At 42.0% G+C, this 25291-nt stretch carries 22 protein-coding genes and 1 tRNA gene; 18 read left to right on the top strand and 5 right to left on the bottom strand.

The window, feature by feature from the left end; genetic code table 11:
- Window positions 1–282: 282 nt before the first annotated feature.
- The 4 genes from QO187_RS09360 to QO187_RS09345 all read left to right on the top strand — a co-directional run bounded on the left by QO187_RS09360 (window position 283) and on the right by QO187_RS09345 (window position 1439).
- Entirely contained in the window at window positions 283–453 is a 171-nt protein-coding gene (locus tag QO187_RS09360) for a hypothetical protein (protein WP_185156594.1), read from the top strand.
- Between the two features lie 53 nt (window positions 454–506).
- Entirely contained in the window at window positions 507–773 is a 267-nt protein-coding gene (locus QO187_RS09355; protein WP_102093062.1) for a hypothetical protein, read from the top strand.
- A 66-nt stretch (window positions 774–839) separates the two neighbouring features.
- On the top strand, window positions 840–1166 hold the full coding sequence (locus QO187_RS09350) for a hypothetical protein (RefSeq protein ID WP_102092250.1): 327 nt from the start codon (window positions 840–842) through the stop codon (window positions 1164–1166).
- Between the two features lie 72 nt (window positions 1167–1238).
- Window positions 1239–1439: a hypothetical protein gene (locus QO187_RS09345; protein ID WP_057761189.1), complete on the top strand. Its 201-nt coding sequence runs from the start codon at window positions 1239–1241 to the stop codon at window positions 1437–1439.
- A gap of 178 nt (window positions 1440–1617) precedes the next feature.
- On the opposite strand, the gene QO187_RS09340 is transcribed toward QO187_RS09345, so the two are convergent.
- Complete coding sequence (locus QO187_RS09340) at window positions 1618–2415, bottom strand: tRNA-(ms[2]io[6]A)-hydroxylase (RefSeq protein ID WP_371548155.1); 798 nt, start codon at window positions 2413–2415, stop codon at window positions 1618–1620.
- A gap of 551 nt (window positions 2416–2966) precedes the next feature.
- On the opposite strand from QO187_RS09340, the gene QO187_RS09335 reads away from it, so the two are divergent.
- The 12 genes from QO187_RS09335 (at window position 2967) to QO187_RS09280 (ending at window position 18640) form a co-directional block, all read left to right on the top strand.
- On the top strand, window positions 2967–5165 hold the full coding sequence (locus tag QO187_RS09335) for a malate synthase G (protein ID WP_371548153.1): 2199 nt from the start codon (window positions 2967–2969) through the stop codon (window positions 5163–5165).
- A 609-nt stretch (window positions 5166–5774) separates the two neighbouring features.
- Window positions 5775–6884, top strand: a complete 1110-nt coding sequence (locus QO187_RS09330) for a porin (RefSeq protein WP_371548151.1) — start codon at window positions 5775–5777, stop codon at window positions 6882–6884.
- 299 nt (window positions 6885–7183) lie between these two features.
- The gene (locus QO187_RS09325) at window positions 7184–8269 is read left to right on the top strand and encodes a porin (RefSeq protein ID WP_371548149.1); all 1086 of its coding nucleotides are present in this window, start codon (window positions 7184–7186) and stop codon (window positions 8267–8269) included.
- Window positions 8270–8499: 230 nt separating this feature from the next.
- Window positions 8500–10134: a CTP synthase gene (locus QO187_RS09320; RefSeq protein ID WP_371548147.1), complete on the top strand. Its 1635-nt coding sequence runs from the start codon at window positions 8500–8502 to the stop codon at window positions 10132–10134.
- A 215-nt stretch (window positions 10135–10349) separates the two neighbouring features.
- A complete protein-coding gene (gene kdsA / locus QO187_RS09315; RefSeq protein WP_371548145.1) occupies window positions 10350–11225 on the top strand; it encodes a 3-deoxy-8-phosphooctulonate synthase in 876 nt (291 codons plus the stop codon).
- A 27-nt stretch (window positions 11226–11252) separates the two neighbouring features.
- Window positions 11253–11510 (top strand): heavy-metal-associated domain-containing protein, encoded by a 258-nt coding sequence (locus QO187_RS09310; RefSeq protein WP_341610138.1) that lies wholly within the window; start codon window positions 11253–11255, stop codon window positions 11508–11510.
- Window positions 11511–11764: 254 nt separating this feature from the next.
- Entirely contained in the window at window positions 11765–11986 is a 222-nt protein-coding gene (locus tag QO187_RS09305) for a heavy-metal-associated domain-containing protein (RefSeq protein ID WP_371548143.1), read from the top strand.
- Between the two features lie 247 nt (window positions 11987–12233).
- Complete coding sequence (locus QO187_RS09300) at window positions 12234–14600, top strand: heavy metal translocating P-type ATPase (RefSeq protein WP_371548142.1); 2367 nt, start codon at window positions 12234–12236, stop codon at window positions 14598–14600.
- Window positions 14601–14913: 313 nt separating this feature from the next.
- The gene (gene eno / locus QO187_RS09295) at window positions 14914–16230 is read left to right on the top strand and encodes a phosphopyruvate hydratase (protein WP_057761174.1); all 1317 of its coding nucleotides are present in this window, start codon (window positions 14914–14916) and stop codon (window positions 16228–16230) included.
- A gap of 166 nt (window positions 16231–16396) precedes the next feature.
- Complete coding sequence (locus QO187_RS09290; protein ID WP_057761172.1) at window positions 16397–16705, top strand: septum formation initiator family protein; 309 nt, start codon at window positions 16397–16399, stop codon at window positions 16703–16705.
- Between the two features lie 167 nt (window positions 16706–16872).
- Complete coding sequence (gene ispD, locus QO187_RS09285; protein ID WP_371548140.1) at window positions 16873–17601, top strand: 2-C-methyl-D-erythritol 4-phosphate cytidylyltransferase; 729 nt, start codon at window positions 16873–16875, stop codon at window positions 17599–17601.
- A gap of 430 nt (window positions 17602–18031) precedes the next feature.
- Window positions 18032–18640 carry a BLUF domain-containing protein gene (locus QO187_RS09280; RefSeq protein ID WP_371548138.1) on the top strand — a complete coding sequence of 203 codons (609 nt, stop codon included), beginning with the start codon at window positions 18032–18034 and terminating at the stop codon, window positions 18638–18640.
- A gap of 241 nt (window positions 18641–18881) precedes the next feature.
- Here QO187_RS09280 and QO187_RS09275 read toward each other — a convergent pair.
- The 3 genes from QO187_RS09275 to pyrC all read right to left on the bottom strand — a co-directional run bounded on the left by QO187_RS09275 (window position 18882) and on the right by pyrC (window position 21510).
- Window positions 18882–18957 (bottom strand) — tRNA-Glu (locus QO187_RS09275).
- A gap of 531 nt (window positions 18958–19488) precedes the next feature.
- Complete coding sequence (gene rnt, locus QO187_RS09270) at window positions 19489–20148, bottom strand: ribonuclease T (RefSeq protein ID WP_101206451.1); 660 nt, start codon at window positions 20146–20148, stop codon at window positions 19489–19491.
- 291 nt (window positions 20149–20439) lie between these two features.
- Window positions 20440–21510, bottom strand: a complete 1071-nt coding sequence (gene pyrC / locus QO187_RS09265) for a dihydroorotase (protein WP_102093073.1) — start codon at window positions 21508–21510, stop codon at window positions 20440–20442.
- 336 nt (window positions 21511–21846) lie between these two features.
- Between pyrC and QO187_RS09260 the strand changes: the two genes are divergently transcribed.
- The gene (locus QO187_RS09260; RefSeq protein WP_057761167.1) at window positions 21847–23085 is read left to right on the top strand and encodes an argininosuccinate synthase; all 1239 of its coding nucleotides are present in this window, start codon (window positions 21847–21849) and stop codon (window positions 23083–23085) included.
- Window positions 23086–23230: 145 nt separating this feature from the next.
- On the opposite strand, the gene QO187_RS09255 is transcribed toward QO187_RS09260, so the two are convergent.
- Entirely contained in the window at window positions 23231–24499 is a 1269-nt protein-coding gene (locus tag QO187_RS09255; protein ID WP_371548135.1) for a hypothetical protein, read from the bottom strand.
- Between the two features lie 140 nt (window positions 24500–24639).
- On the opposite strand from QO187_RS09255, the gene QO187_RS09250 reads away from it, so the two are divergent.
- On the top strand, window positions 24640–25155 hold the full coding sequence (locus tag QO187_RS09250; RefSeq protein WP_102093075.1) for a L,D-transpeptidase: 516 nt from the start codon (window positions 24640–24642) through the stop codon (window positions 25153–25155).
- Window positions 25156–25291: the final 136 nt, after the last annotated feature.

Here is a 25291-nt window from a genome sequence, read left to right as displayed (position 1 = left end):
TTCAATTATCTATCTGACCAAGCACTGGTAAATACTGGTGCTTGGTTTTTTTTGCTCACCAATTGCAAAAGTTACAAACTGACTTGCAACCTCACAATTATTCACATATTGATACGGCAGTACACTGGTGCATTACCCAAGGTCATACCTATAATTAATATCAATTCTGACGCTACTTGATAAGTATTGGTTACTCATTTGGGCGTTGGGACAAGTTCAAAACGTATATCGATTTAATGTTTTAAAACCATGTAATCAAATCATGATAATAGGAAATAAACCATGAGTACTACTAATGATGACAATTCAGATATAAAACAAGCTGCAGAACAGGTAAATGGTCAGGAAGTTGAGAAAAACTTAGCAGAGAATAAAAAAGTCGACGCCCCTGAATCATTAAGTGAAGAAGAGCAAACGCCTTTTATTGATGATGATCTACGTACTGATAAGTAATCTATAACATCGAACATCGTCCTAATAATTAATAATAAAGCGAGGGATACGCCATGACTATGCAAGAACCAGTAACACCAGTAGCAACGGAAACAGAAGAAAAAGTAATCGTGGATGACCCTGCTGCTAATGAGTTAGAAAACCCTAAAGATAGCTACGCAGGGCGCAAGCACAAGCCTGAAATTGATGGCCCTGAGCAAGACTCGCAAGAGACTGACGAAGTTTATGCTGATCCACGTAAAGAAGAAAATCTTCCAGCAGGTGGCAAGAATGCAGCAGAATTAAGTGCCTACGACTTGAGCCAAAAAGGTAATGAGTAAAGGAGTATAGCTAACAGCGGGCTAACCAAATCGACAAAATTATAAATATAAAAAGAGGATATGATAATGCAAGCCAAAGACTCAGCAATAGACAAGACAAAGGTACTAGGATCTGATGATCATAGTGCAATTGAAAGAAATACTACTGAGAACAAAGGAACTGATACTTTTGATGAGTCTGTTGTCGACTCAGAACATGTAAATGATAATGACAATCCAGCGCGTCAACCAGATCGCCGTGATCAAGAGGGAAGTACCGCGTTTGATGACAATATCAATGAAGATACTGTCGGTAGTGCAGCACCCAAGAGTGAGGGTATTAATGATTTAAATCGTTATGCCAATATTGATAACGCACAAACCCGTATCTTAAATCCTGATGAGAAAGACTAAATGGGTTTAAATCTCAAAAGATATATAGTGTTTCTTGGGTTAGACGAGTAATTATCATAGTAGGGAGTAACAATGAATAACTCACATAATGAAAGCGTCAATAGCGATCATAACTTAAAAGATGCAGATGACAATAATGGTATTGTCCCTGATGATGCATTACAAAAAGCAAATCCAGCCGCAGCAGAAAAGGCTACGGAAGATCATGATCCGCATAATGTCGCCAAGAGTAACAAACAGTATGACAGTCCATTGATGGAAGATAAAAAGTAAGAATTCACTATATCGGTAGCTATTAGTATTTGTACATAAATAGGCATTTGTATATAGATAAAAAGGCACTGTGTTTGGTAAGAGTATATAACTCGTATCAAACACAGTGCCTTTTTTGCTTACTATATTTTTACTTTCGACATTGTATAGATAGACATGTTTAAGTAAGGCATGGGCTTTAAGCAGGTGTACCACTATGGAAACGTAGCTCAGCATCTGGGCTACTTATTAATTCAGCCTCTACTTCCTTAAAGAAAGCGACACGCTCATCGATATTCTCATCTGACAATGATTGAGCGAGTGCAAGATAATCTTCGAAATGACGGCTCTCTGACTTGAGCAGATAACGATAATATTTTGCTAAACGTTCATCATTGATGACCTCGGCTAACGCTGCAAAACGCTCACAAGAGCGCGCCTCAATAAATGCGCCAATTATTAATACATCAACCATCGCTGCTGGCTCGTAAGTGCGCTTGTGCTTCAACATACCCTTAGCATAGCGTCCAGCACTTAGATATTTCCACTCTTGACCGCGCTCATTCATGATACCCAGTACTTGCTCGTAGTGCAGCATCTCTTCTCGTATCAGCTGTGCGAGTTTACGCTGCAAGTCATACGAGAACTCATAACGAAATATCAAATTCATGGCAGTGCCAGCGGCCTTTTTTTCACAGTTAGCATGGTCTTGAATGATCATAGGTAGGTTTTCAATCGCAGCATTTACCCAAGATTGCGTGGTTCGAGCCCCTAAAAAATTATAAACAGGAGATAAGTCTACCTTTATAGGAGTGCGCAGATGCGTAATATCGACACTGTCTTCTTCAGGCAGTTTTTCTTCGATTAGATCTGATTCAGCACTACTATTTACAGTTTGAGAGATATTTTCTTCGACAGATTTTTTTTCGATACTCTCGTTATCTATAGCATTTACTGTTGATGGTAATGTCGTGAGGTCTTGTTGATTGATAGTCATAGTCTAAGAAAACTTTATTTATGAATGGTAATACCAGTAATTATATCGTTAGTCTGACCTAGATACGATGCTAAATAACTGACAGTCATCAATAGGTGTTTATTAATAGATAACGGTTAAGCATAATTAAAGGTATCAATGATTACTTACTGTTTATATTAACATTGCTGCATCTATTTCCCAGATGATGATTATAGCCTCTAGAGTAGGCCACTTATAGACTATCATTATTAAACAGCCTAAGTATTTACTTAGTGAATGGTGTTTCCTTGTTAATTTTATTATTTGATAGTAGGATGAGATTTTGCTATTTAAGCATTTCGTCTTACTTTTATGATTCACTATTAGTAAAGAGTAAACCTGATATCAATAGATTGCCTTTTACTAGAACATCAAATTTGTAGATATATCTTCGTAAAAAAATTAGAGAATCAAAGATTCCACAATGAATGAGATATGAACGTTTAAAACCTCACAAGATTAAAAAATCTTAAACAGTTACTGTCACAACTCAGTATTAGTACCCCTCACGAACAGATAAGGATAACAATATGAGCCAGTCTTCTAACACCAATCGTATTCAAAAAGGCAGTCTTGCCATCGATCAGCAGTTATATGACTTTATTGAAAACGAAGTACTACCGAAAGTCGGTGTGGATTCAGATGATTATTGGTCAGGTTTTGAAAAGGTTATTAAAGAGTTTACCCCGCGCAATAAAGCGTTGCTTGCGACTCGTGACAAGATTCAAGCGCAAATTGACCAATGGCATCTAGATAATCCTGCAAAAGATGGCGAAATCGACTATCCAGCTTATAAGACATTTTTACAAGAAATTGGTTATTTGCTACCTGAAGGCGAAGCATTCACGGTTGATACCAAAAACGTCGATGACGAAATCGCGCACATCGCAGGGCCGCAGCTAGTCGTACCAGTTCGTAATGCTCGTTATGCGCTTAATGCGACCAACGCACGTTGGGGTAGCTTATACGATGCTTTGTATGGCACCGATGTTATCAGCAGTGACAATGGTCAAGAAGCGGGTGGTAGCTATAATCCTACTCGCGGTGCTGCTGTTGTGGCTTACGCTAAAGCATTTTTAGATGAGCATTTCACACTAGCATCAGGCTCTTACAATGATGTGACTGGTTTTAAAGTAATCGATGGCAAGCTAGAAGTCGTACAAGGCGATAGCAGTACTGAATTAAAAGATGCCGCTCAGTTTGCAGGTTTTGTTGGTGACGCTGAAGCTCCTACAGGTGTGCTGTTAAAGAACAACGGCTTGCATGCTGAGATTCAAATCGATAGTAATCATCCAGTGGGTAAAGACGATCCAGCAAACATCAAGGACGTACTGCTTGAGTCGGCTATGACAGCCATTCAGGATTGTGAAGACTCAGTCGCTGCTGTAGATGCAGAAGAAAAAGTCGAAGTCTATCGTAATTGGCTTGGCTTAATGAATAGCGACCTACAAGAAACCTTTGAAAAAGGCGGCAAAACTCGTACGCGTAAACAAAACCCAGACCGCGAATACACCACGCCAGATGGCGGCGCACTTATCCTACCAGGTCGCTCGCTACTATTAATTCGTAACGTCGGTCACTTAATGCAGAACCCTGCCATCTTAGTCGATCTAGGCGATGGTCAAGAGCAGATATTTGAAGGCTTAATGGATGGCTTAATCACGCCACTATTATCACTTAATGATATCAAAGGCAAAAACGAGCTATCAAACTCACGTCAAGGCTCAATGTATATTGTGAAGCCAAAAATGCATGGCCCTGAAGAAGTTAAAATGGCCAATGACTTATTTAATGCGTCAGAGGACTTGCTAGGTCTAGAGCGCAATACGCTCAAAATCGGTATCATGGATGAAGAGCGCCGTATGACGGTCAACTTAAAGGAAGCAATCCGCCAAGCCAAAGAGCGCGTTATCTTTATTAACACAGGTTTCTTAGACCGTACTGGTGATGAGATGCATACCAGCATGAATGCAGGTCCATTTGTACCAAAAGGCGAGATGAAATCGCAAGCATGGCAGCCTGCTTACGAGCAGTGGAACGTCGATATCGGTCTAGAGACAGGCCTACAAGGCCGTGCGCAAATTGGTAAGGGTATGTGGGCTAAGCCTGATGAAATGAAAGAGATGATGGATACTAAGGCTGCTCATCCTAAGTCTGGTGCTAGCACTGCATGGGTACCATCACCAACGGGCGCTACCTTGCATAGCATACACTATCATCAAGTCAGCGTAGCTGATGTACAAGACACGCTAAAATCACGCGAGCGCGCTAGCTTGGACGACATCTTGACCATCCCATTAGCAAAAAATACCGACTGGACTGACGAAGAAAAGCAGCAAGAGCTTGAAAACAATGCTCAAGGTATCTTGGGTTATGTCGTACGCTGGGTAAATCAAGGCGTTGGTTGCTCCAAGGTGCCTGATATCAACGATGTAGGTCTCATGGAAGATCGTGCTACTTTGCGTATCTCAAGCCAACATATTGCCAACTGGTTGCATCATGGCGTGGTTAGTGAGCAGCAAGTGATGGATACGATGAAACGCATGGCCAAGGTCGTTGATGAGCAAAATGCAGGCGATGATGACTATCAATCAATGGCAGATAACTTTGATAGCTCTTATGCATTCAAAGCCGCCTGTGATCTAGTATTCAAAGGACGCGCGCAGCCTAGTGGTTATACTGAACCATTGTTGCATCAAGCACGTTTGGATCTTAAAGCCAACGCTTAGAACAATAGACTAAATATGACAGGTATTTGAGCATACTTGATGAGCAAGTATGCCAGTCAGTCTTGCTTATTTGTAACTGATAAATTTGCTCAAATGGATTATTAACTTCTTAATTAGCGCTATTTATTTTTTAGTAAATAGCGCTTTATTTTGGACTATTTTTCGATGTTTATTATAAAAATTTAAGAATATTAGTAATCATATTAACCAATATTATTTGTATCTAATTGAGTAAGTGGAAGTTTTTTAACAATCGTTCAAGTAAAATAAAGTATCTGTTATTTGATAATAGATGTATCGAAAAGGCAAAAAAATATGTTGCAAATTATGTCAAAGTTGTTATGCTTGTACTCGAAGTATGAGTTTGGTAACGGATGTTACGCACGGAGCAATAAAGACCAAACGTTACATGGCAGTTGCGTTGTTTAATCCCAGTCATGTGTGTCATGGTTTTTTACCTTACTGTAATAGAAATTCGCCACACTTGTTTCTGACTAATCTCGGTAGCCAGTTACACATTATATCTTTGAGGATTTGTGACGATACCATTTTGGGCACCGGCTAATAATAGCTCGCTCATTACTAAAATTGTAAAGTGGAGATACCCCCATGAAAAAACTACTTTTAGCTACAGCCGTTGCTGCTCTATCTGTATCTGCAGCACAGGCAGCACCTACCGTTTATGGTAAAGTATTCGTTACTACTGATTACGTTAATGCTGAAATTGATGGTCAGAATATGGATAATAATAACAGAATTAATGAAGACAACGGTTCATTACAAGTTAATTCTAAGCTTTCACGTTTAGGCTTCAGAGGCTCTGAAGCGATAACGGCCAACACTGACGTAATTTACCAATTAGAGTACGGCGTTCAAGTTGATGATAGTGGTAGCGATAACATTGGCTTCAAAAGTCGTGATACTTATTTAGGTTTAAAAAATAAAGACTTCGGTGAATTCCGCTTTGGTCGTAACTACACAGTCATTGACTATATCAATAACGTATCAGTTAATGAAGGTTATTGGGATAATCTTGGCTCTAGTACTCTGAACAACAACGACAGCTTTGCTAATATTTTGACCCCGACCGTTGGTAACCGTATCAATAATTCAATCGTTTGGAAAGCGCCTAAATACAATGACCTACCATTAGCGCTTGCGCTGATGTATGGTGCTGATGAAGACTTTATATCTGAGAGTGATCGTGACGCAGGCTATGGTGCCTCATTGATGTTTGATCCAGGTACAGGCATTACCGCTGGTATTGCTTATGAGCAAGACATGAGTGTTAGTGGTGATATTATCCGTGGCAGTGCTAGCGTCGATTTAGGTAAATATATCGCAGCTCCTGTAAAGTTAGGCGTTCTATATCAAGAAGCTGACTATGCCGGTACTACTACTGCAACAGAGGACGGTTTAGTGGTGAGTGCTGAAATGGGTCTTTCGAATTTTGCCCGTCCAGCCTCTGTTTATATTCAGTATGACAAAACCGACAATATCAGTGGTCTTGAGAATAATGACTCAAATCAAGTCGTTGTAGGTGGCAAATATGCGTTTAAAAATAATATGATCGCTCATGCCTATGCTGGTCTAAATTCAGCGGAATTAAACAATGGTCGTTTTGGTTCGAGAGACGAAGACGGCAATGTTAATAAAATCGACTTACGTGGTGATATTGATGTACTCGCTATCGGTGGCGGTCTAGAATACTTATTCTAATCTAACCATTAGAATCTAAATAAAAAACTCATCCTTCGGGGTGGGTTTTTTTGTTTTGTAATCAATACTGTGTCTTGAACAACAGCGTGTCTTAAATAACAGAATCCGTAAAATTAATAATAACATTTGTGTAAATTTTGGTTTTTTCACCTTACTGTAATATTTGGTTGGTAAAGTTGTGTCTAAGTAATGCTTCTAGCTCATATATATAAATGTTCTATAGGGTAGTCACCCTGCCATTATATATATCGGCCAATCTTAGCCAATTTATCACTCAAATCGTAAAGTGGAGATATCCTTTGAAAAAATTACTTTTAGCCACAGCCGTCGCTGCACTTTCAGTTTCTGCTGCCCATGCTGCTCCAACTGTATATGGTAAAGCATTTTTAACCTTAGATTATGTTAGTACAGACTACGATGCAGCTAACAAGACAGATGAAGATACATTTAAACTTAACTCTAATCAATCACGTATCGGTTTTAAAGGTGACGACGATTTAACTGATACCACTAAATTAGTCTATCAATTGGAATATGGTATTGATGTTGATGACGATAGCCAACAGTTTAGATCACGTAATACTTATGTAGGCTTAGCCCACAACACTTTAGGTACTGTACTAGCGGGACGCCATGATACCCCATTGAAACTTGCACAAAACAAAGTTGACGTGTTTAATGATAGCTTATTTGATATTAAAAATGCGGGTGTTTCAGGTGAATACCGTGCTAACAATATGGTGGCCTATCAATCACCTGTTATTGTCGGTATGCCAGTGAGTTTTATGGCAGCTACCGCATTATCAGAAACTGATGCCGACGGTGATATTCTCGTTTCCGCAGCATCTGGTACGAAGCCTGCAGTCTATCGTGATAGAAAAGTAAAAGATAACGGTTATTCTGCTTTATTAGCCTATGACAAAAATGGTGTTTATCTAGCCGGTGCTTATGACAAAGACATGGGTGCTAACAATGTAAATACTGGCGTGATTGATAATACGTGGCGTTTGGTTGCTGGTTTAGATATGGGCAAAATGAATATGGTTTCGGGCTTAACTTTAGGTGCTCTATACCAACAAAGCCAATACTACGATAATTATAGCATCGTTAACAACAACCGCGTTAACAAAGCCAGTGAAGATGAAAAATCTTGGCTAATTAGTGGTAAATATAAAGTTGGTGCAACACCTTGGGCAGTTAAAGCACAGTATGTTAATACCACTGACGAAAAAGGCGTAAAAGATGCTGATGTAAATGAAATCGCAGTTGGTGGAGAATATGCATTCAATAAAGCGACCACGGGTCATATTTATGCAGGGCAAATCAGCCGTGACAATAACAAAGATGACTTGATTGTAGGTACGGGTATTGAATACAAATTCTAATCTAAACATTAGAAAACGTATTATAAAAAACTCATCCTTCGGGGTGAGTTTTTTTGTTGTGACCTTTTTAAAGCCGCAGTGGGTTATAATAGCTACGTATTTACGATGATTACGCACTTATGACAATTAAGCGTTAAAAACTGAGTGTTTTAAAGAGTTTGCGCTTTTGCCCTATATTTTGTAGCGTATTTTTAGTAAAATCCTTCTTTACCAATTACCGACAGAGTACTATGACCAAGTTTATATTTGTGACCGGTGGGGTAGTGTCCTCACTAGGAAAAGGTATTACCGCAGCCTCTCTTGCCGCAGTCCTTGAAGCACGTGGCGTGAGCGTGACGATGACCAAAATGGATCCGTATATCAACGTCGATCCAGGTACGATGAGTCCGTTCCAGCATGGCGAAGTGTTCGTCACCGAAGATGGCGCTGAGACCGATTTGGATTTGGGCTATTATGAGCGCTTCTTACGCCACTCTAAGATGAGTAAGAGCAATAACTTTACCAGTGGTCGTATCTATCAAAACGTTTTGAATAAAGAGCGCCGCGGTGAATATTTGGGTGGTACGGTACAGGTGATTCCGCATATCACTGATGAAATCAAAAGTAAAATTCTTGCCAGTGGCGAAGGCTATGATATCGCCATTATCGAGATTGGCGGTACGGTCGGTGATATCGAGTCACTTCCTTTTATGGAAGCGGTACGCCAAATGCAAGTAGAGCTTGGACGCAATCGCGCTATGCTCATGCATCTAACGCTGGTGCCTTATATCGCTAGTGCAGGTGAAACCAAAACCAAACCTACCCAGCATTCGGTAAAAGAGTTACGTTCTATCGGTCTGCAGCCAGATATCTTGATCTGCCGCTCTGACCACCATATCTCGCAAGACAACCGCCGCAAGATTGCGCTGTTTACCAATGTCGAAGAGCGCGCAGTCATCATGTGTGAAGATGCCCAAAGCATCTATCAAATCCCGCGCACCCTACATGAGCAAGATCTTGACGATCTCATCTGTGAGCGTTTTGGTCTTGACGTCCCTGAAGCGGATTTGAGCGATTGGGACAAAGTGGTCGAAGCCCAGCTCAACCCTCAAGCGGTAGTGACGGTTGCGATGGTCGGCAAATATGTCGAGTTACCAGACGCTTATAAGTCGATCAACGAAGCGTTGCTACATGCCGGTATCGTGCATCAGTCAGATGTCAAAATTGACTATATCGATGCTGAGCTACTAGAGACGGACGATGAGCTGTATGCGCGTCTAAACGACGCCGATGCGATTTTGGTCCCAGGTGGTTTTGGTGAGCGCGGTACCACTGGTAAAATGAGAGCCATCACTTACGCCCGCGAAAATAAAGTGCCGTATCTGGGTATCTGTCTGGGTATGCAGTTGGCGGTGATTGAATATGCCCGTAACGTACTTAATATTAATGCCAACTCTTCTGAGTTTGATCGTAAGACCGCTGAGCCTATCATCGGTTTGATTACCGAGTGGTTGGATGAGCGCGGCGAATTGCAGATTCGTAGCGATGATTCAGACCTCGGTGGCACCATGCGTTTAGGCGCGCAGCAAGCGGAACTGGTGGCTGGTAGTAAGCTTGCGCAAATCTATGGTTCAACCAATATCACTGAGCGTCATCGTCATCGTTATGAGATGAATAATCGCTATATCGAGCCATTAGAGCAAGCAGGTATGACGATATCAGGCTATTCTGCCAAGCAGCATTTGGTTGAGTCGGTTGAGATTCCTAACCATCCTTGGTTTATCGCCGTACAGTTCCATCCTGAATTTACCAGCTCGCCACGCGGTGGTCATCCATTGTTTAATAGTTTTGTAAAAGCGGCGAAGAACCATAGCGAAGCAAAATAACTCTCAGAATGTAATGTATATTGAAAGCGTTTATTATAAAAAAGACTGATCTTCGGATTGGTCTTTTTTTTGCTTAACTCAGGCCGTTTGTTGTTATTACCGAGTCAACATCCTCATTAATGACGTCTAATTACGCTTGCATACTTTTTTTAATCAGCCTATCGGTTACAATATGGGACAGAGATATTAATAACAAAATAAGAGGTAATGGCTTCATGGAAAACTTATTGACCGCACAATCACATATCACGCTCAACACTCCTAACAACGATACGATTAACATTGGTAACGACCAGCCGTTTGTATTGTTCGGTGGTATGAATGTTTTAGAGTCCAAAGAATTGGCGTTTGAGATTGCCGAGCAGTATGTCGAGATCTGTCAGCGTTTGGGCATCGGCTATGTGTTTAAAGCCAGCTTTGATAAAGCCAACCGTTCAAGCTTACATTCTTATCGCGGGCCGGGTTTAGAGCAAGGTATCGATTGGCTAGGGCAAATCAAAGAAAAATTCCAAGTACCGATTATCACGGATGTGCATGAACCACATCAAGCAGCACCAGTCGCTGAAGTTGCCGATATTATCCAGCTACCTGCATTTTTGTCGCGTCAGACTGACTTGGTGCATGCGATGGCAAAGACAGATGCCATTATTAATATCAAAAAGGCGCAGTTTTTAGCACCGCACGAAATGCGTCATATCGTCAATAAGTGCTTAGAAGGTGGTAATGATAAATTGATACTTTGTGAGCGCGGTAGTGCCTTTGGCTATAATAATTTAGTCGTGGATATGCTTGGTTTTGATACCATGAAGCAGATGGATATACCGGTATTCTTTGATGTGACGCATAGCTTACAACAGCCAGGTGCACGTAGTGATAGTGCTGGTGGACGTCGTGAGCAGATTACGACGCTTGCCCGTGCAGGTATGGCTACAGGGTTGGCAGGGCTGTTTTTAGAGGCGCACCCAAGTCCAGAAACCGCCAAATGTGATGGGCCTTGTGCGCTGCGTATGAGCCAGCTAGAGCCATTCTTGCATCAGCTTAAGCAAATTGATGATTTGGTCAAAGGTTTTGAAGTATTGGATACTCATTGATACGGTACGTAATAAGAGGGCTATACAATGGCAATTCAAATGGCACAAGTAAGCATCGAAAATATCGATGATGCAGAAGGCTTAGATAGCGTAATGACTGTGCTTAAAAATATCTCAGGCGTGACGGCTATTAATTTGGATCCTAAGCATAATGTCGCAACGGTAAGTTATGATGATACAGATACTAGTATCCATGCCTTGACGGCGGCGATTAGTATGGTGGATTATGTGACTCAGCCATTTCCGATTGATTCACCGCAGAACCCGCACCATAACGATTTATAATCACAAATAACTATTGTTATAAACTTGTCGATGAGCTATTTTACGTTTTTATTAATAAGTTACTGCCTCGTTAATAGCATCTCGTTAATAAAGCAACAACCAAACAGTCTTGTTGTCGAGGATAATAGGGCTTATGCTTATTTAATGTAGCTTTGATAGTTGCTCTTACTTTGATAACTTAAAAGGTGTCAAAGTAAGTATTAACAGAATCACTATTAGAGTTGCTCATTACTAATAAAAATAAGGAGCCCAATATGGCAGATCAAACACGTATTATTAAAATTGACGGTATGACTTGTGGCGGATGCGTAGCAAGCGTACATACGGCAACAGCCGATATTGATGGATTAGAGACTATTACTGTTGACCTCGCTGATAACCTAGCGACGATCACCTTTGATGATAGCAAAACCAGTGCAGAGGCTATTGTTTCAGCTATTGATGATGCCGGATTTGAGGCGACAGTTGCTAACTGATAAATCTCATCACTTATTTACAGAACCAGCTAACATGTTATTACAAGCATGATAGCTGGTTTTTTAATGATTAACGATTATGAGCATTCAGTCTCAATACTTTGATACTTTGATACATGGCTACTTTGTCTAAAATACTCATACTGAATACAATATAACCCAATTGCTTTATTTGAATTGTTTGCCCACCCACGGATATTTTATCGTGGTTCCTACAAATTTATAGGCACCATGACGAGTTTTATTTATGAACGATACCACCCGTACTACCAAAGATGAGTCTTATGATGTCGAAACTGATGTTGAGTCCAACACGCCACTGGCACCGCAACGCGCGCATTTGCAATTGGCGATTGATGGCATGACTTGTCAGGCCTGCGCCTCAAGAATCGAGAAAGTGCTTAACAAAAAGCCTTCGGTGTACGAGGTAAGTGTGAGTTTTGCTGGCGAGACCGCCAATGTCGATTATGATCCGACCCAGACGACGCCCGAACAGGTGACAGAGTGGGTGAATAAAACAGGCTTTGTCGCTAATGTGCAGGCAGCCGATAGCTTATTTGCTCAGACTGACGAAGATACCGCCACTCAATACCCATGGCGTTTGATCGGATTATGGGTTTGTTTGGTGCCGTTTTTGGTGGGTATGGTAGGTATGTTGGCGGGTTTTGGTATGGCGTGGATGCCGCCAGTCTGGGTGCAATTTATTTTAGCGACTGTAGTACAGTTTGGCTTGGCGTTACCTTTTTATAAGAGCGCATGGGCATCTATAAAAGGTGGCCTTGCCAATATGGATGTGCTAGTGGTCATTGGTACCGTGACGATATGGGCGTATTCGACTTATCTATGGCTCACGCACGGCGATGGTACTTTAAACAGTCTTTTGCAAAGTGGGCATCTGGGCGGACACGGTGCGAGTAATAGCCCAGCCGTATATTTTGAAGCAGGGGTGATGGTCATTGCCTTTGTGCGTACAGGTAAGTATCTTGAGGAACGTACCAAGAAGCACAGCCTAAACAGTATTGATTTATTATTGTCATTGACACCTGATGAAGTAGAGCAGCGACAGCCAAATGGTGAATTTCATAGGATTGCGTTGTCTGATGTGCAAGTGGATGACGTCTTACGTGCAAAACAAGGTAGCCGCGTCGCTACAGATGGTACCGTCATAGAAGGCAGCGGTTGGTGCGTGGAGAGTCATTTAACTGGTGAGTCGGTAGCCCTCAAAAAAGAGCAAGGCGATGGATTACTGGCAGGCGCTTTGGTAGAGAATGGCAGTCTGCTATACCGTGTCAGTGCGAAGGGCAGCGACACGAAACTCGGCGATATGGTACAAGCGTTGAGTGATGCACAAGGCTCAAAAGCCAATCTAGCGCGTCTCGCGGATCGAGTAACGGCTATTTTTGTCCCCGTAGTAGTAACGATTGCGTTGGTTACTTTTGGGGTCACATGGTGGCTAACAGGTATGGTTGATACTGCCCTAATGCATGCCGTATCAGTATTGGTCATTGCTTGTCCTTGTGCGCTTGGTTTGGCCACGCCAGCGGCGATCATGGCTGGTATGGGTGTTGCCGCGCGTCATGGTGTTTGGTTCAAGGATGCACAAAGTCTTGAGGCAGCAGGCAATATCGATACGGTAGTACTCGATAAAACGGGCACATTGACTATTGGTAAACCTACTATCGTCGATCATGTCATGGTGGATAAGTCGCTTGCTGTGGACGATGTATTGCAGATTGCGGCCAGTGTCGAGGCGCACGCCAGTCATCCACTAGCAACTGCTCTCGTCAATACGGCCAAAGAACGTCAACTGTCTCTATTTAATGTGACCGATATCAGTGTGATAAAAGGTGCTGGTATACAAGCAAATATCGAAGGGCTTGGATTAGTAAAAGTGGGTACGGCAGAGTTTGCGAACTTGACGTTGCCAAGATTTATGCCAAAAGTATGGCAAATTGCCAGTACCGTTGCGATTAGTATTAATGATGAGCCATTAGGCGCGTTTGCCCTAGCAGATGATCTAAAAGCAGATACCCCGCAAGCAATCACTGCGCTAAAAGATGCGGGTATCAATGTCATCTTGATGAGTGGTGATAAGCAGTCCGTCGTCGATCATGTAGCAGGGCAGTTGGGTATTGATAAGGCTTATGGCAAGATGAGCCCGCGTGACAAGGCCAGCCAAATTGCACTATTGCAAACTGCTGGTCATAAGGTAGCGATGGCAGGAGACGGTGTCAACGATGCGCCAGCGATGGCTACTGCCGATGCCAGTTTTGCGATGTTTGAGGGGACTGATGTCGCGCAGCATAGTGCCTCTGCACGTCTTATGGGTGAGTCGCTCATGCATATCGATGCGGCACAAAAAATCGCTCAAGCGACGCTACGCAATATCAAGCAAAATCTGTTTTTTGCCTTTATTTATAACTGTCTCGGTATTCCGCTTGCTGCGTTTGGGTTTCTAAATCCGATGATTGCAGCGGCCGCTATGGCGCTTAGCTCCATCTCAGTACTTATGAATGCACTACGATTGACACGGTTTAAGACAGAGGTTGCGCTTGAGAATACGGTATCTAATATGGATAAGAAAAGCAGTTTGGTAAAATCATCACTGAAATAGTCGCTCTGATATGTCATAGACACAGACAATCGCGTTGCACTAGACGCCGCTAACCCTGATTATATTTATGACCGCAAGTCAGTGTAAGATAAGGGAAGTTTGGCAAAATATATGCTATGATGCCAAGCACGATAGCCAACCGTTAATCTGTTCAATAAGCCTTCCTTCATATGTAAATACAGCCATATGGCAGAAAGGCTTGAAGGGATTCTAGGTATATTGGCTATATGATATTTTGCTTTATCTTTTTTGTATGCTAGCTGCCGTTATTTATCTCACAAACTTGGCATGACCAAAGGAATTAACAGACATTATGTACGCTGAAGAAACCAACAACGTCACCGCAATTAAAGACATTCGCGCTCGTGAAATTTTAGACTCGCGCGGCAACCCAACTATCGAAGCTGATGTTATCTTAGCTGACGGTACTGTCGGCCGTGCTGCTGCTCCAAGTGGCGCATCAACAGGCTCACGTGAAGCGCTTGAGCTACGTGATGGCGACAAGACCCGCTTTATGGGTAAAGGCGTCAAAAAAGCCGTTTCTAATGTCAACAGTCAAATCCGCAGTGCCTTGATTGACAAAGATGTGACTGAGCAACAGGCGATTGATGATGCCATGATTGCGCTAGATGGTACAGAAAACAAAGAAAGCTTGGGTGCTAACGCCATGCTAGCTGTGTCACTTGCGACTGCAAAAGCGGCAGCCAAGTCACAGAATCTGCCATTACATCAATACATTGCCAATCTACGCAATCAAACATCGTTGACCATGCCTGTGCCGATGATGAACATCTTGAACGGTGGCGAGCACGCGGACAACACGGTTGATATTCAAGAGTTTATGATTGAGCCTGTAGGCTTCACTAGCTTCTCAGAAGCGCTACGTGCTGGTACAGAGATTTTCCATAGCTTAAAGTCTGTGTTGAAATCACAAGGTCTAAACACTGCCGTTGGTGATGAAGGTGGTTTTGCGCCGAACCTACGTAGTAACGAAGAAGCCATCACGGTTATCATGCAAGCGATTGAACAAGTCGGCTACAAAGCTGGTGAAGATATTCATCTTGCGCTAGATTGTGCAGCTAGTGAATTTTATAAAAATGGTCAATACGTTTTGGCAGGCGAAGGTAACAAAGCCTTTGATAGCCAAGGGTTCTCAGACTACCTAGTTGGGCTGGCACGTCAGTATCCTATTATCTCTATCGAAGACGGTCTTGACGAGTCGGACTGGGATGGCTGGAAATATCTGACCGAGCAGATTGGCGATAAAGTTCAATTGGTTGGTGATGATTTGTTTGTGACCAATCCTGCGATCTTGCAAGAAGGTATTGATAAGCACATTGCCAATGCAATTTTGATTAAATTTAACCAAATTGGCACCTTGTCAGAAACGCTAGATGCGATTTATATGGCTAAGAAAAATGGCTATGCAACCATCATTTCACATCGTTCAGGTGAAACGGAAGACAGCACCATTGCAGACTTGGCAGTTGGTACCGCTGCTGGTCAGATCAAAACTGGCTCGCTATGCCGTTCAGACCGCGTAGCGAAGTACAATCAATTGCTACGTATCGAGCAGCAAGTACGCGCAAGCTACCGTGGCCGTGAAGAATTTATCGGTCTACGTGGCTAAGAGTTTGACTGGCTCTTTGGCGCGTAATATGCGTTAAGTAATATACGCTAAAAAGCCTAAAATCATCAGCTGAAGTCAATATTTAGGCGATATATAACCATTTATATATCGCCTAATCAGCTTAAAATTTACTATCCTCTTTTATACCGTTTGGCGTTATCACCTTATGAAATATTTTAGCCAATTTATACTACTTGCTTTAGCCGTTGCAGTGCTTTTAGGGTTGCAATATCAGTATTGGTTGGGTGAAAATGGCCGTTTTGAGCATAATAAGTTGACAGCTCAAATCGAAGAGCAACAACGTTTGAATGACAATCAAGTTGCGGCAAATAATCTATTACGCACCGATGTTCAAGATTTGAAAACGGGGCTTGAGGCCGTAGAAGAGCATGCTCGCTTAGATTTAGGTTTAATCAAACCGAATGAGACTTTTGTCCAAGTATCCACCGCACCAACCACGCACAGCAACTATTAGCTTTATAAATACACTAACTTTCACGGATATACTAACTTTTACGACATGAATTAATTTTCATGATGCATCATCATAATGTTGTTATCTGACACCATTCATCACACTTAACACCTGCTTTATTCCTCTCTACATATACTGTCATGGGCTTAAACCATGAGTACACTACTATGAATACAATCCCTAATATACATGCCATGATCGTTGCAGCTGGTCGCGGCAGCCGTTTTGGTGCGTCTATCGCCAAACAATATACAATGCTAGAAGGTCAGACGCTGTTGCAGCATAGCGTGGCACGACTTGCTTGTAGTGATTACATCAATAGGTGTCTATTGGTCATATCAGCCGATGACAGCACGGCTCAACAATTAGAGTTTGCCCTTCGTGTACACTATGCAGTCGGCGGAGCAGAGCGTTGGCAGTCAGTACAAGCAGGCGTTGAAGCAATTAGTCAGACAGGTGCTGATGATTCAGATTTGGTGCTTATTCACGATGCGGCACGTCCCGCTGTACCGAATGTAGATATCGATCAAGTGATTGAAGCAGCGATGCTGGAGCCTTACGGCGCTATCTTAGCGACACCAGTGGCCGATACGTTAAAAGCTTCCTATCAGCCAGCTATCTCCGCAGAAGAGAGTCGTCCACATTCTTATACCAAATCTACCATGGATCGTAGCAACATGTGGCAAGCACAAACCCCGCAAGTTTTTCGCTTAGGTCAATTGAAAAAAGTCCTAAATTATGTGTTTGAGCATCAGCTAAGTATCACAGATGAAGCCAGTGCTTTTGAACAACTAGGTTTTCCAATACGCTTAGTCTCTGGTAGTCGCCAAAATATCAAATTGACCTATCCTGATGATGCGGTACTGTTAACAGCGATTATGGCACTTCAGTCTTAGTTTCAACTCTGCTTCCGCTAACGAGCATCAGTTTTACTCCTTTTATGCTTAATAATGGCCATGATAAGAACTATGGCTTCAGTAGCCACTATATCCTCGTTAAAATTTTCTATACTATTCTTAAAAACTAATGAATTCAAAAATAATCTATTACTAAAACCTATACCGAGAATATATATAATCTACTTTGGAATATAATATGGTTATTAGATATGTTTTTGTGTCTGAGCGGGCCTATGTCCAGTAATAGGTTGCTTTAATGACCAAACTAACCTATGATGTAACTAACTTAATACAATTAATATAAAAACTTATAAAATCAATAATATATCAGACCGATTCATTACGATTAGTTATGTTGTCTCTATATTTTTTCTGAAGTTAGTATGATTGTTTTAGCGACATTTACCTGATAATAGGGAGAAGCTGATTGTCAACAATCAACGATTCAACAAATCCAGTAACGCCAGATCTCTGCCAGCTTGTATATATAAGCCGGATTACCTCTACTGGTCTTTCAAGTCCTAGCACGCTTAATGATATCTCAGAGACCGCGGTTGAACGCAATCAAATAGATAATGTCACGGGTATTCTTTGCTATGGCAATGGCTACTTTTTACAGTGTGTCGAAGGCTCAGAGCAGGCACTAACCAATCTAAAAAATCGTTTGTTGGTAGATGATCGACATAAAGAATTAAAGATTTTAGATTTTTCTGAAATTACCAAACGTCGTTTTGCCGGTTGGTCATTACGTTCGATTACCCTTGAGCGTTGGATGACTAAAGAGCCTGAGCTTAAAAAGTTAATGCCATTTAAGCCGTATGAGTGGGATTCTAATGAGTGGCAGAAGTTCTTAGACGTGCTGCAGGGCTACTATGAAGAGCAAACGAGAACAGGTAACGTTGATACGCCACCTGTCAAATACAGTACGTTAGGGGTGACTCTAAGTAAGGTTGTAGGGCAGCATCAGGCGTTCTTTTTAATCCAGACAATATTAGGATTGATGATAGTGGCTACGTTGCTATGGTTACTGCTGTAATCGATAGATATGAATAAAGTTCCCATTGAGCCTAGCTATATTTATAAGTAATAAGATAGTCAAATAAAAAAAAGCCAGCATCTATTGAATGCTGGCTTTTTCATTTAAAAGAATAAATTAGCTCTTAATGAGAGATATAAAAAAACCCAGTTCATAATAAATTATGAACTGGGTTTTTGGTGGTACGCTTGTTAGTCTAATCTAATGCTAAGCAATAGTGCTAACAAGTGACGCCAAATAGTGGCGTCCCCAGGGGGATTCGAACCCCCGTTACCGCCGTGAAAGGGCGGTGTCCTAGGCCTCTAGACGATGGGGACTAGTAACAACACTTCAACTGCTTTCACCATTTATGCTGAAGTGGTGCGTATTTTAATAGCGTCGGCGCTTCCTGTCAAGCCTTTTTCTACGTCTTTTTAAAATTAAATATCTTTTTTTAATTGCGCGACGAGGATGTAGGTCATTTCGCTTTAAATGATAGCGAATCCATAAAGAGGTACAGGCGCTAATCGTCAATGCAAGTAGCATATAGCCGAGAATGGTACCCCATAACTTGAGCTGTGGATCCATAATAAAGTCCCTCCTATTAATCTTGATAGTGCTTACTATCAAGACAGTGTGAGCAACTTAAACCATCTATAGGATATAACTACATCACTTAAGAGTGATATTTTATCATCAGACAGTTATTCGTATCGAATAGAACAACTACGTCTGTCATCACTAAAATAGTTCCGTCTATATATTATGATATCAATCATATCCCTATTGATTGCCAAATCAAGATGTCAAAGTCATCAAGTATTACAAATAGCACTATTATGTATGATTGGCAATATAGGATATGTGACTTATTGACTGTCGCTATCAGCTGACTCTTCTTTCGCGTCTTCATTATGCAGCGCATTGGCCAACATAGGGTAGTTATTTAATATATGACAGAATAGTTCAGCAGTCTTTTGAGTGTCATACAGAGCTGAGTGAGCATTCTTACCATCAAACTCTAACCCTGCTGCTTTACAAGCGCGTGCTAGTACAGTTTGACCAAACGCTAATGCTGATAAGGTGACGGTATCGAATACTGAAAAGTTATGAAATGGATTGTGGTTTTTGCTATTGGTTCGTAGCACAGCTGCATTCAAAAAAGCCAAGTCAAAATGAGCATTGTGCCCAATTAAGACACATTGACGGCATTCTTCGTCACGGCGTACGTCTTTTAACCCTTTGAAGATTCGGCGCAATGCTGTCTTTTCATCTTCCGCAATGGCTTTACGCATTGGGTTTTTAGGGTCAATACCAGTAAAGGCAAGCGCACTTGGCTCTAAGTTTGCGCCTTCAAAAGGCTCAATATGAGCGTTAAAAGCTTCACCTGGATAAAATACACCTTGCTCATTCAGTAAGACGGGAATGCAGGCAATTTCTAACAGGGCATCGGTCTGGGCATTGAAGCCTGCTGTTTCCACGTCGACGACGACAGGCAAGAACTTACGAAAGCGGTCTTTTAAGGCCATAGGCGCTTGCTCATCTGTCGCTGAGGCTGCATCTTTAGGAGAAGTATTTAGAGTAGCATTAAGACTGGCAGATTTAGGGTGTGATAAGTCTTCGTCAGGCAAGGTCGCTATGTTTTGATTGGTCATATAAAGTTAAATCACTTTTATCAGTCGTACTAATATATCAAATAAGAAATAAGCATCCTATGATATTAACTGTACCTTTAGTACAAAGAAATCTACTACAAAGGTATCATTAATATCATAGGATAAAATAATAGGTCGTTTATTGAAGGCTAAGCTTTGCGTGCGTTAAGCCTTAATTGACCAATGTAGCGTCTCACCTGCCATCAAGGGCGTCAATGATGCACCATCAAAATAAGGATAGTCAGTCGGTACTTGCATAGGCGTGTTGACAAGCGTGATCGTACTTTCATTCAGAGGTAAGCCATAGAACTGAGCGCCAAAACGACTAGCGAAACCTTCAAGCTTATCTATTTTTCCAACACTATCAAAGGCGGTCGCATACAAAGGCAGCGCCGTGGCTGCACTATAGCAACCGGCACAGCCACAAGCGGCTTCTTTTTTGTCTGTCGCATGTGGCGCAGAGTCAGTACCCAAGAAGAACTTTGGATTACCACTAGTAGCTACATCTAATAGCACTTTTTGGTGGCTCTCACGCTTCAAAATAGGTAGGCAATAAAAATGCGGTTTGATGCCACCAACCAATAGATGGTTGCGGTTAAACATCAAGTGCTGCGGCGTAATAGTCGCAGCAACATGGTTGCCTTGCGACAATACAAAATCTGCCGCATCGCTGGTAGTGATGTGCTCTACTACTATTTTCAACGTAGGGAATTTCACGATAATTTGTGCCAGCACTTCATCTAAGAAACGCTTTTCACGATCAAAGATATCTATATGGTCTTGGGTTACCTCACCATGGATTAGCAATGGCAAATTATATTTTTCTAATGCTTCAAAGACATCGACACAGGCATTAATATTAGTGACGCCATCTGCAGAGTTGGTAGTTGCTCCAGCAGGATAGAGTTTGACAGCTTGTACGATACCTGACTGCGCTGCCAACTCGATATCTTGGGCAGTGGTATTATCCGTTAAGTATAGAGTCATACGCGGATCAAAAGCTGACTTGCGCTCAAGACTTAAATCACTTGCTGCCAAAGTTTCCATGATACGTGCGCGGTAGGCAATCGCATCTTGCGCATTTTTGACTGGAGGCACAAGGTTAGGCATACAGATGACACGGTTGAAGCTGCTTGCTGCATGCGGTACGGTCGTGCTCAAGGCTAGATCGTCACGCAAATGAATATGCCAGTCATCTGGCTGAAGGATGGTCAATTCTCTAATCGAATCAGTCATAGTGTCAAAGCGCTCTATATCGTCAAATAAAGGAAACAAAAGGGAGTGTTACTGTGGGTCTATCATAACAGATTTGCCCACTTGACTAAATATAAGGCTAGATATCTGTACATAATTCATCGAGCTAAGATTAATATCTTGTCGTTAAATGATGTTTAAATCCTAGTGGCAAAAATGAGGTTGACTAGAATTTAATTCAAAAGCGCATGCCTTATGGCAGTTAGACTTTTGCCTATAGTAAATATGATGTACACTGAGCAGTGTAATTATCGTTCGACTTGCTTTCGATTTGATCGTCGCCTTTTCTAAAACTATATTTCATAATGGGAGTTCTTCATGGCTCAACTTGATCCAAAAAATATCAATAAAATCGTCTTGGCTTATTCAGGTGGTCTTGATACCTCAATCATCGCTAAATGGCTACAAGAAACTTATGATGCGGAAGTAATCACCTTTACCGCTGATATCGGTCAAGGCGAAGAAGTTGAGCCAGCACGAGCCAAAGCTCAAGCAATGGGTATCAAGCATATCCATATCGAAGATTTGCGCGAAGAGTTCGCTCGTGATTATGTATTCCCTATGTTCCGTGCTAATGCTATCTACGAAGGTGAGTACTTGCTAGGTACGTCTATTGCTCGTCCATTGATTGCCAAGCGTTTGGTTGAGATTGCTAAAGAGCATAACGCCGATGCTATCAGTCATGGTGCGACTGGTAAAGGCAATGACCAAGTTCGTTTTGAGCTAGGTGCAGTCGCCTTATCACCAGACGTAGTAACTATTGCTCCTTGGCGCGAGTGGGATCTATCAAGCCGCGAAAGCTTGATGAAGTATGCTGAAGAGCATGATATCGCAATCGATTATGCGGGCAATAAGAAAAAGTCTCCTTACTCAATGGATGCTAACTTACTGCATATCTCTTATGAAGGCGGTGTTCTAGAAGAACCGTATACCGAAGCAGAAGATGACATGTGGCGCTGGTCTGTCAGCCCAGAAGAAGCACCTGATGAAGCACAGTATCTAGAACTAGAATACGAAAAAGGCGACATCGTTGCTATCGATGGCGAAGCGCTTAAGCCTTATGAAGTCATGATTAAGCTGAATGAAATCGGTGGCAAACATGGTATCGGCCGTTTAGATATCGTTGAAAACCGTTACGTCGGTATGAAATCACGTGGTTGCTATGAGACACCAGCGGGCACGATTATGCTAAAAGCGCATCGCGGTATCGAATCACTAACGCTTGATCGTGAAGCTGCCCATCTAAAAGATGAGCTAATGCCACGCTACGCAAAAATCATCTACAATGGCTATTGGTTCAGCCCTGAGCGTATGATGCTACAAGCATTGATTGACAAATCACAAGAATACGTCAACGGTACGGTACGCGTAAAACTGTATAAAGGTAGCGTGAGCGTTGTTGGTCGTAAATCTGACGATTCATTATTTGATGAAAAAATTGCCACTTTCGAAGATGATGCGGGCGCTTATGACCAAAAAGACGCAGAAGGCTTTATCCGTTTAAATGGTTTACGTCTAGCTATCGAAGCTAGCCGTGGTCGCGATTTATCTAAGTAAGTTTTTTGGCTACTGATAGTCAATTCGTAACTTAGATGGCATAACAAAAAAGAGACTCTATGTTGATAGGGTCTCTTTTTTTATGGCTAGTAAATGGTTGCTAAAACGGTTGCTTTGAGGATAGCTATTTCAAAAGTAAAAGGCTTTACTCAGCTTTTTCTGTCTCTACAACGTCAGATTCATCTTCATCTACCATTACGATGGCGACATCTTGCTGTTGGCGCTCATCAATGGCATCTTGTTCTAATACTTCTTCAGTTGCTAGGATCGCACCGTCAGATTTTTGCGATTGGTATTTCAAGGTAGCGAGTGCACCAAGGACACCAACGACAAGTATGATGATAAGAATGACAGGATTTTTCCATAGCGGTGTAGAAGCCTCATATTCGATGGGCTTTTCACTAGTAGTGGTCGGTGTATTATCGTTATTGCCGCCGATTAGTCCCAAACTTACTAAAGGCGGTTTAGGCGGATTGGCTGGTTCAGAGTTAACGCGCAGTCGATTTCGACTGAGATAGATATCTGAGATTTTGGCTAATTGAAGCAGCCAACGTTGATGTGGTAAGGCAACGGCATGCATCTCCGTAAATACCAGCATATCGTTGTGACGCCCCTGCTGTAGATTGTCAGGTGAGCGTCCAATGGCTTTTAAGTAATTGCCTGTTGCCATTTGCATGTCTTGTACAGGTGCATAGTTTTCAGGTTTGAATCCGGTCAGCTCATACCAGTAAGGATCAAAAGAAGGTGGAGTGCTTGATAACTGCTCAGCATTTAATAACGTATGCTCAGCATTACTCTCGGGACTATTCTCTATCGCTTCATCAGCTTCAGTAGTTGATTCGGGCAGGTCACTATTGCTTTCTGTCTCAGCAGATAAGGTATGCGTATGCTCTGGGCTAAATCGGGCTGCTGATAAAAACTGTGGTTGTAGCGCAAACCATTTATTGATCTCATCACTGTCTAGTTGACTGTATTCTGTCAGGATAGCCAATTCACGCAGCACAATCACGCACAATGAGGTGAGTAGAGTTTGAGCCTGTTGCATCGTTGCATCGATCTTTTCAGCGATATGTTCGCTTGCCTTTATGACACGGGCGTTGTCACTAAATACAGCATCTGCTGCATCGTGACGATGGTAGAGTGTGGCGCTAATGGTGGCAAAGTTCATTGAATTATACTGCCGTAACTCTTTGACAGCACTACGACTAAACAGCTTTTTGCTGACTGCTTGTCCCTGATGACGCTGCTGATAGGCGAGCAGCGCACTTACGATGGCTTGTAGACTGGCATCCATCCCTAAGCGAGCTTGCGGCAGAGAGAGCTGTGCCGCATCGGCCAAAAGTGACAGCATAGGCTGGGTATCATGATATAAAAAATCATACATCGACACACGTGTCGGTGAAATAGTCGTCATAATCTGCTAGCATCAAAAAGTGTGCCCCTATATTACGGTGCCAAATGTCTTGATACAATCCCTTGATAATAGAAATTTTCAATCATTTTACTAATAACCTTGATAGTAATCTGATGAATGACTGATAGTCGGAAGCATTTATGACCAATAATAAGACGCTTGATAAACAACTCGTGATTAATATCGCTGAGCAAACATTGACGATGTACCAGCAGCAAACTGAGGTTGCGAGATACGTAGTCTCCACTGCAAAGAATGGTATTGGTAGTCAGCAGGATAGTGGTTGCACACCGCTCGGTAGGCATATCATTGAACAAAAAATAGGTGGTAGCGAGCCTATGAATGCGGTATTTGTTGGGCGTGTGCCGACAGGTGAGATATACGATGCAAATCTTGGTGAGCTACATCCAAAGCGTGACTGGATATTGAGCCGTATTCTCTGGTTAAGCGGTCTTGAAGAAGGGTTAAACAAAGGTAGCAATAGCCAAGGTGGCTGCGATACTTATGAGCGCTATATCTATATTCACGGTACACCAGATACTGAACCAATGAGTATTCCGCTATCACATGGCTGCATCCGTATGCGTAATGAAGATATTGTAGAATTATTTGAGCAAGTAGAAGAGGGTATGCCTGTTACGATTGTGGCTAATTAGGACATGTTGCACATTTAGCTATGGCGCTGACAGAAACTATTTAAACACAATAAAAAAAGACAGCTAGTTATATAACTAGCTGTCTTTTTTATTGAGTGAGTTTACTTTATGAAAGCAGTATCCCTCATAAAAATGA

The organism is Psychrobacter sp. Arc9 (genome assembly GCF_041431295.1).
Taxonomy (GTDB): Bacteria; Pseudomonadota; Gammaproteobacteria; order Pseudomonadales; family Moraxellaceae; genus Psychrobacter.
Note: the sequence above shows the minus strand (reverse complement) of the source record. Positions and strands in the feature narration are given on the sequence as shown.

What these genes read in the sequence shown, in the direction of transcription:
- QO187_RS09310 (WP_341610138.1), top strand. Translation starts at nt 11,253, where the DNA reads ATGGCAATTCAAATGGCACAAGTAAGCATCGAAAATATCGATGATGCA.
- QO187_RS09260 (WP_057761167.1), top strand. Translation starts at nt 21,847, where the DNA reads ATGGCTCAACTTGATCCAAAAAATATCAATAAAATCGTCTTGGCTTAT.
- QO187_RS09330 (WP_371548151.1), top strand. Translation starts at nt 5,775, where the DNA reads ATGAAAAAACTACTTTTAGCTACAGCCGTTGCTGCTCTATCTGTATCT.
- QO187_RS09290 (WP_057761172.1), top strand. Translation starts at nt 16,397, where the DNA reads ATGAAATATTTTAGCCAATTTATACTACTTGCTTTAGCCGTTGCAGTG.
- QO187_RS09250 (WP_102093075.1), top strand. Translation starts at nt 24,640, where the DNA reads ATGACCAATAATAAGACGCTTGATAAACAACTCGTGATTAATATCGCT.
- ispD (WP_371548140.1), top strand. Translation starts at nt 16,873, where the DNA reads ATGAATACAATCCCTAATATACATGCCATGATCGTTGCAGCTGGTCGC.
- QO187_RS09255 (WP_371548135.1), bottom strand. Translation starts at nt 24,499, where the DNA reads ATGACGACTATTTCACCGACACGTGTGTCGATGTATGATTTTTTATAT.
- eno (WP_057761174.1), top strand. Translation starts at nt 14,914, where the DNA reads ATGTACGCTGAAGAAACCAACAACGTCACCGCAATTAAAGACATTCGC.
- QO187_RS09345 (WP_057761189.1), top strand. Translation starts at nt 1,239, where the DNA reads ATGAATAACTCACATAATGAAAGCGTCAATAGCGATCATAACTTAAAA.
- QO187_RS09360 (WP_185156594.1), top strand. Translation starts at nt 283, where the DNA reads ATGAGTACTACTAATGATGACAATTCAGATATAAAACAAGCTGCAGAA.
- QO187_RS09320 (WP_371548147.1), top strand. Translation starts at nt 8,500, where the DNA reads ATGACCAAGTTTATATTTGTGACCGGTGGGGTAGTGTCCTCACTAGGA.
- QO187_RS09300 (WP_371548142.1), top strand. Translation starts at nt 12,234, where the DNA reads ATGAACGATACCACCCGTACTACCAAAGATGAGTCTTATGATGTCGAA.
- kdsA (WP_371548145.1), top strand. Translation starts at nt 10,350, where the DNA reads ATGGAAAACTTATTGACCGCACAATCACATATCACGCTCAACACTCCT.
- rnt (WP_101206451.1), bottom strand. Translation starts at nt 20,148, where the DNA reads ATGGCCTTAAAAGACCGCTTTCGTAAGTTCTTGCCTGTCGTCGTCGAC.
- pyrC (WP_102093073.1), bottom strand. Translation starts at nt 21,510, where the DNA reads ATGACTGATTCGATTAGAGAATTGACCATCCTTCAGCCAGATGACTGG.
- QO187_RS09335 (WP_371548153.1), top strand. Translation starts at nt 2,967, where the DNA reads ATGAGCCAGTCTTCTAACACCAATCGTATTCAAAAAGGCAGTCTTGCC.
- QO187_RS09350 (WP_102092250.1), top strand. Translation starts at nt 840, where the DNA reads ATGCAAGCCAAAGACTCAGCAATAGACAAGACAAAGGTACTAGGATCT.
- QO187_RS09340 (WP_371548155.1), bottom strand. Translation starts at nt 2,415, where the DNA reads ATGACTATCAATCAACAAGACCTCACGACATTACCATCAACAGTAAAT.
- QO187_RS09355 (WP_102093062.1), top strand. Translation starts at nt 507, where the DNA reads ATGACTATGCAAGAACCAGTAACACCAGTAGCAACGGAAACAGAAGAA.
- QO187_RS09305 (WP_371548143.1), top strand. Translation starts at nt 11,765, where the DNA reads ATGGCAGATCAAACACGTATTATTAAAATTGACGGTATGACTTGTGGC.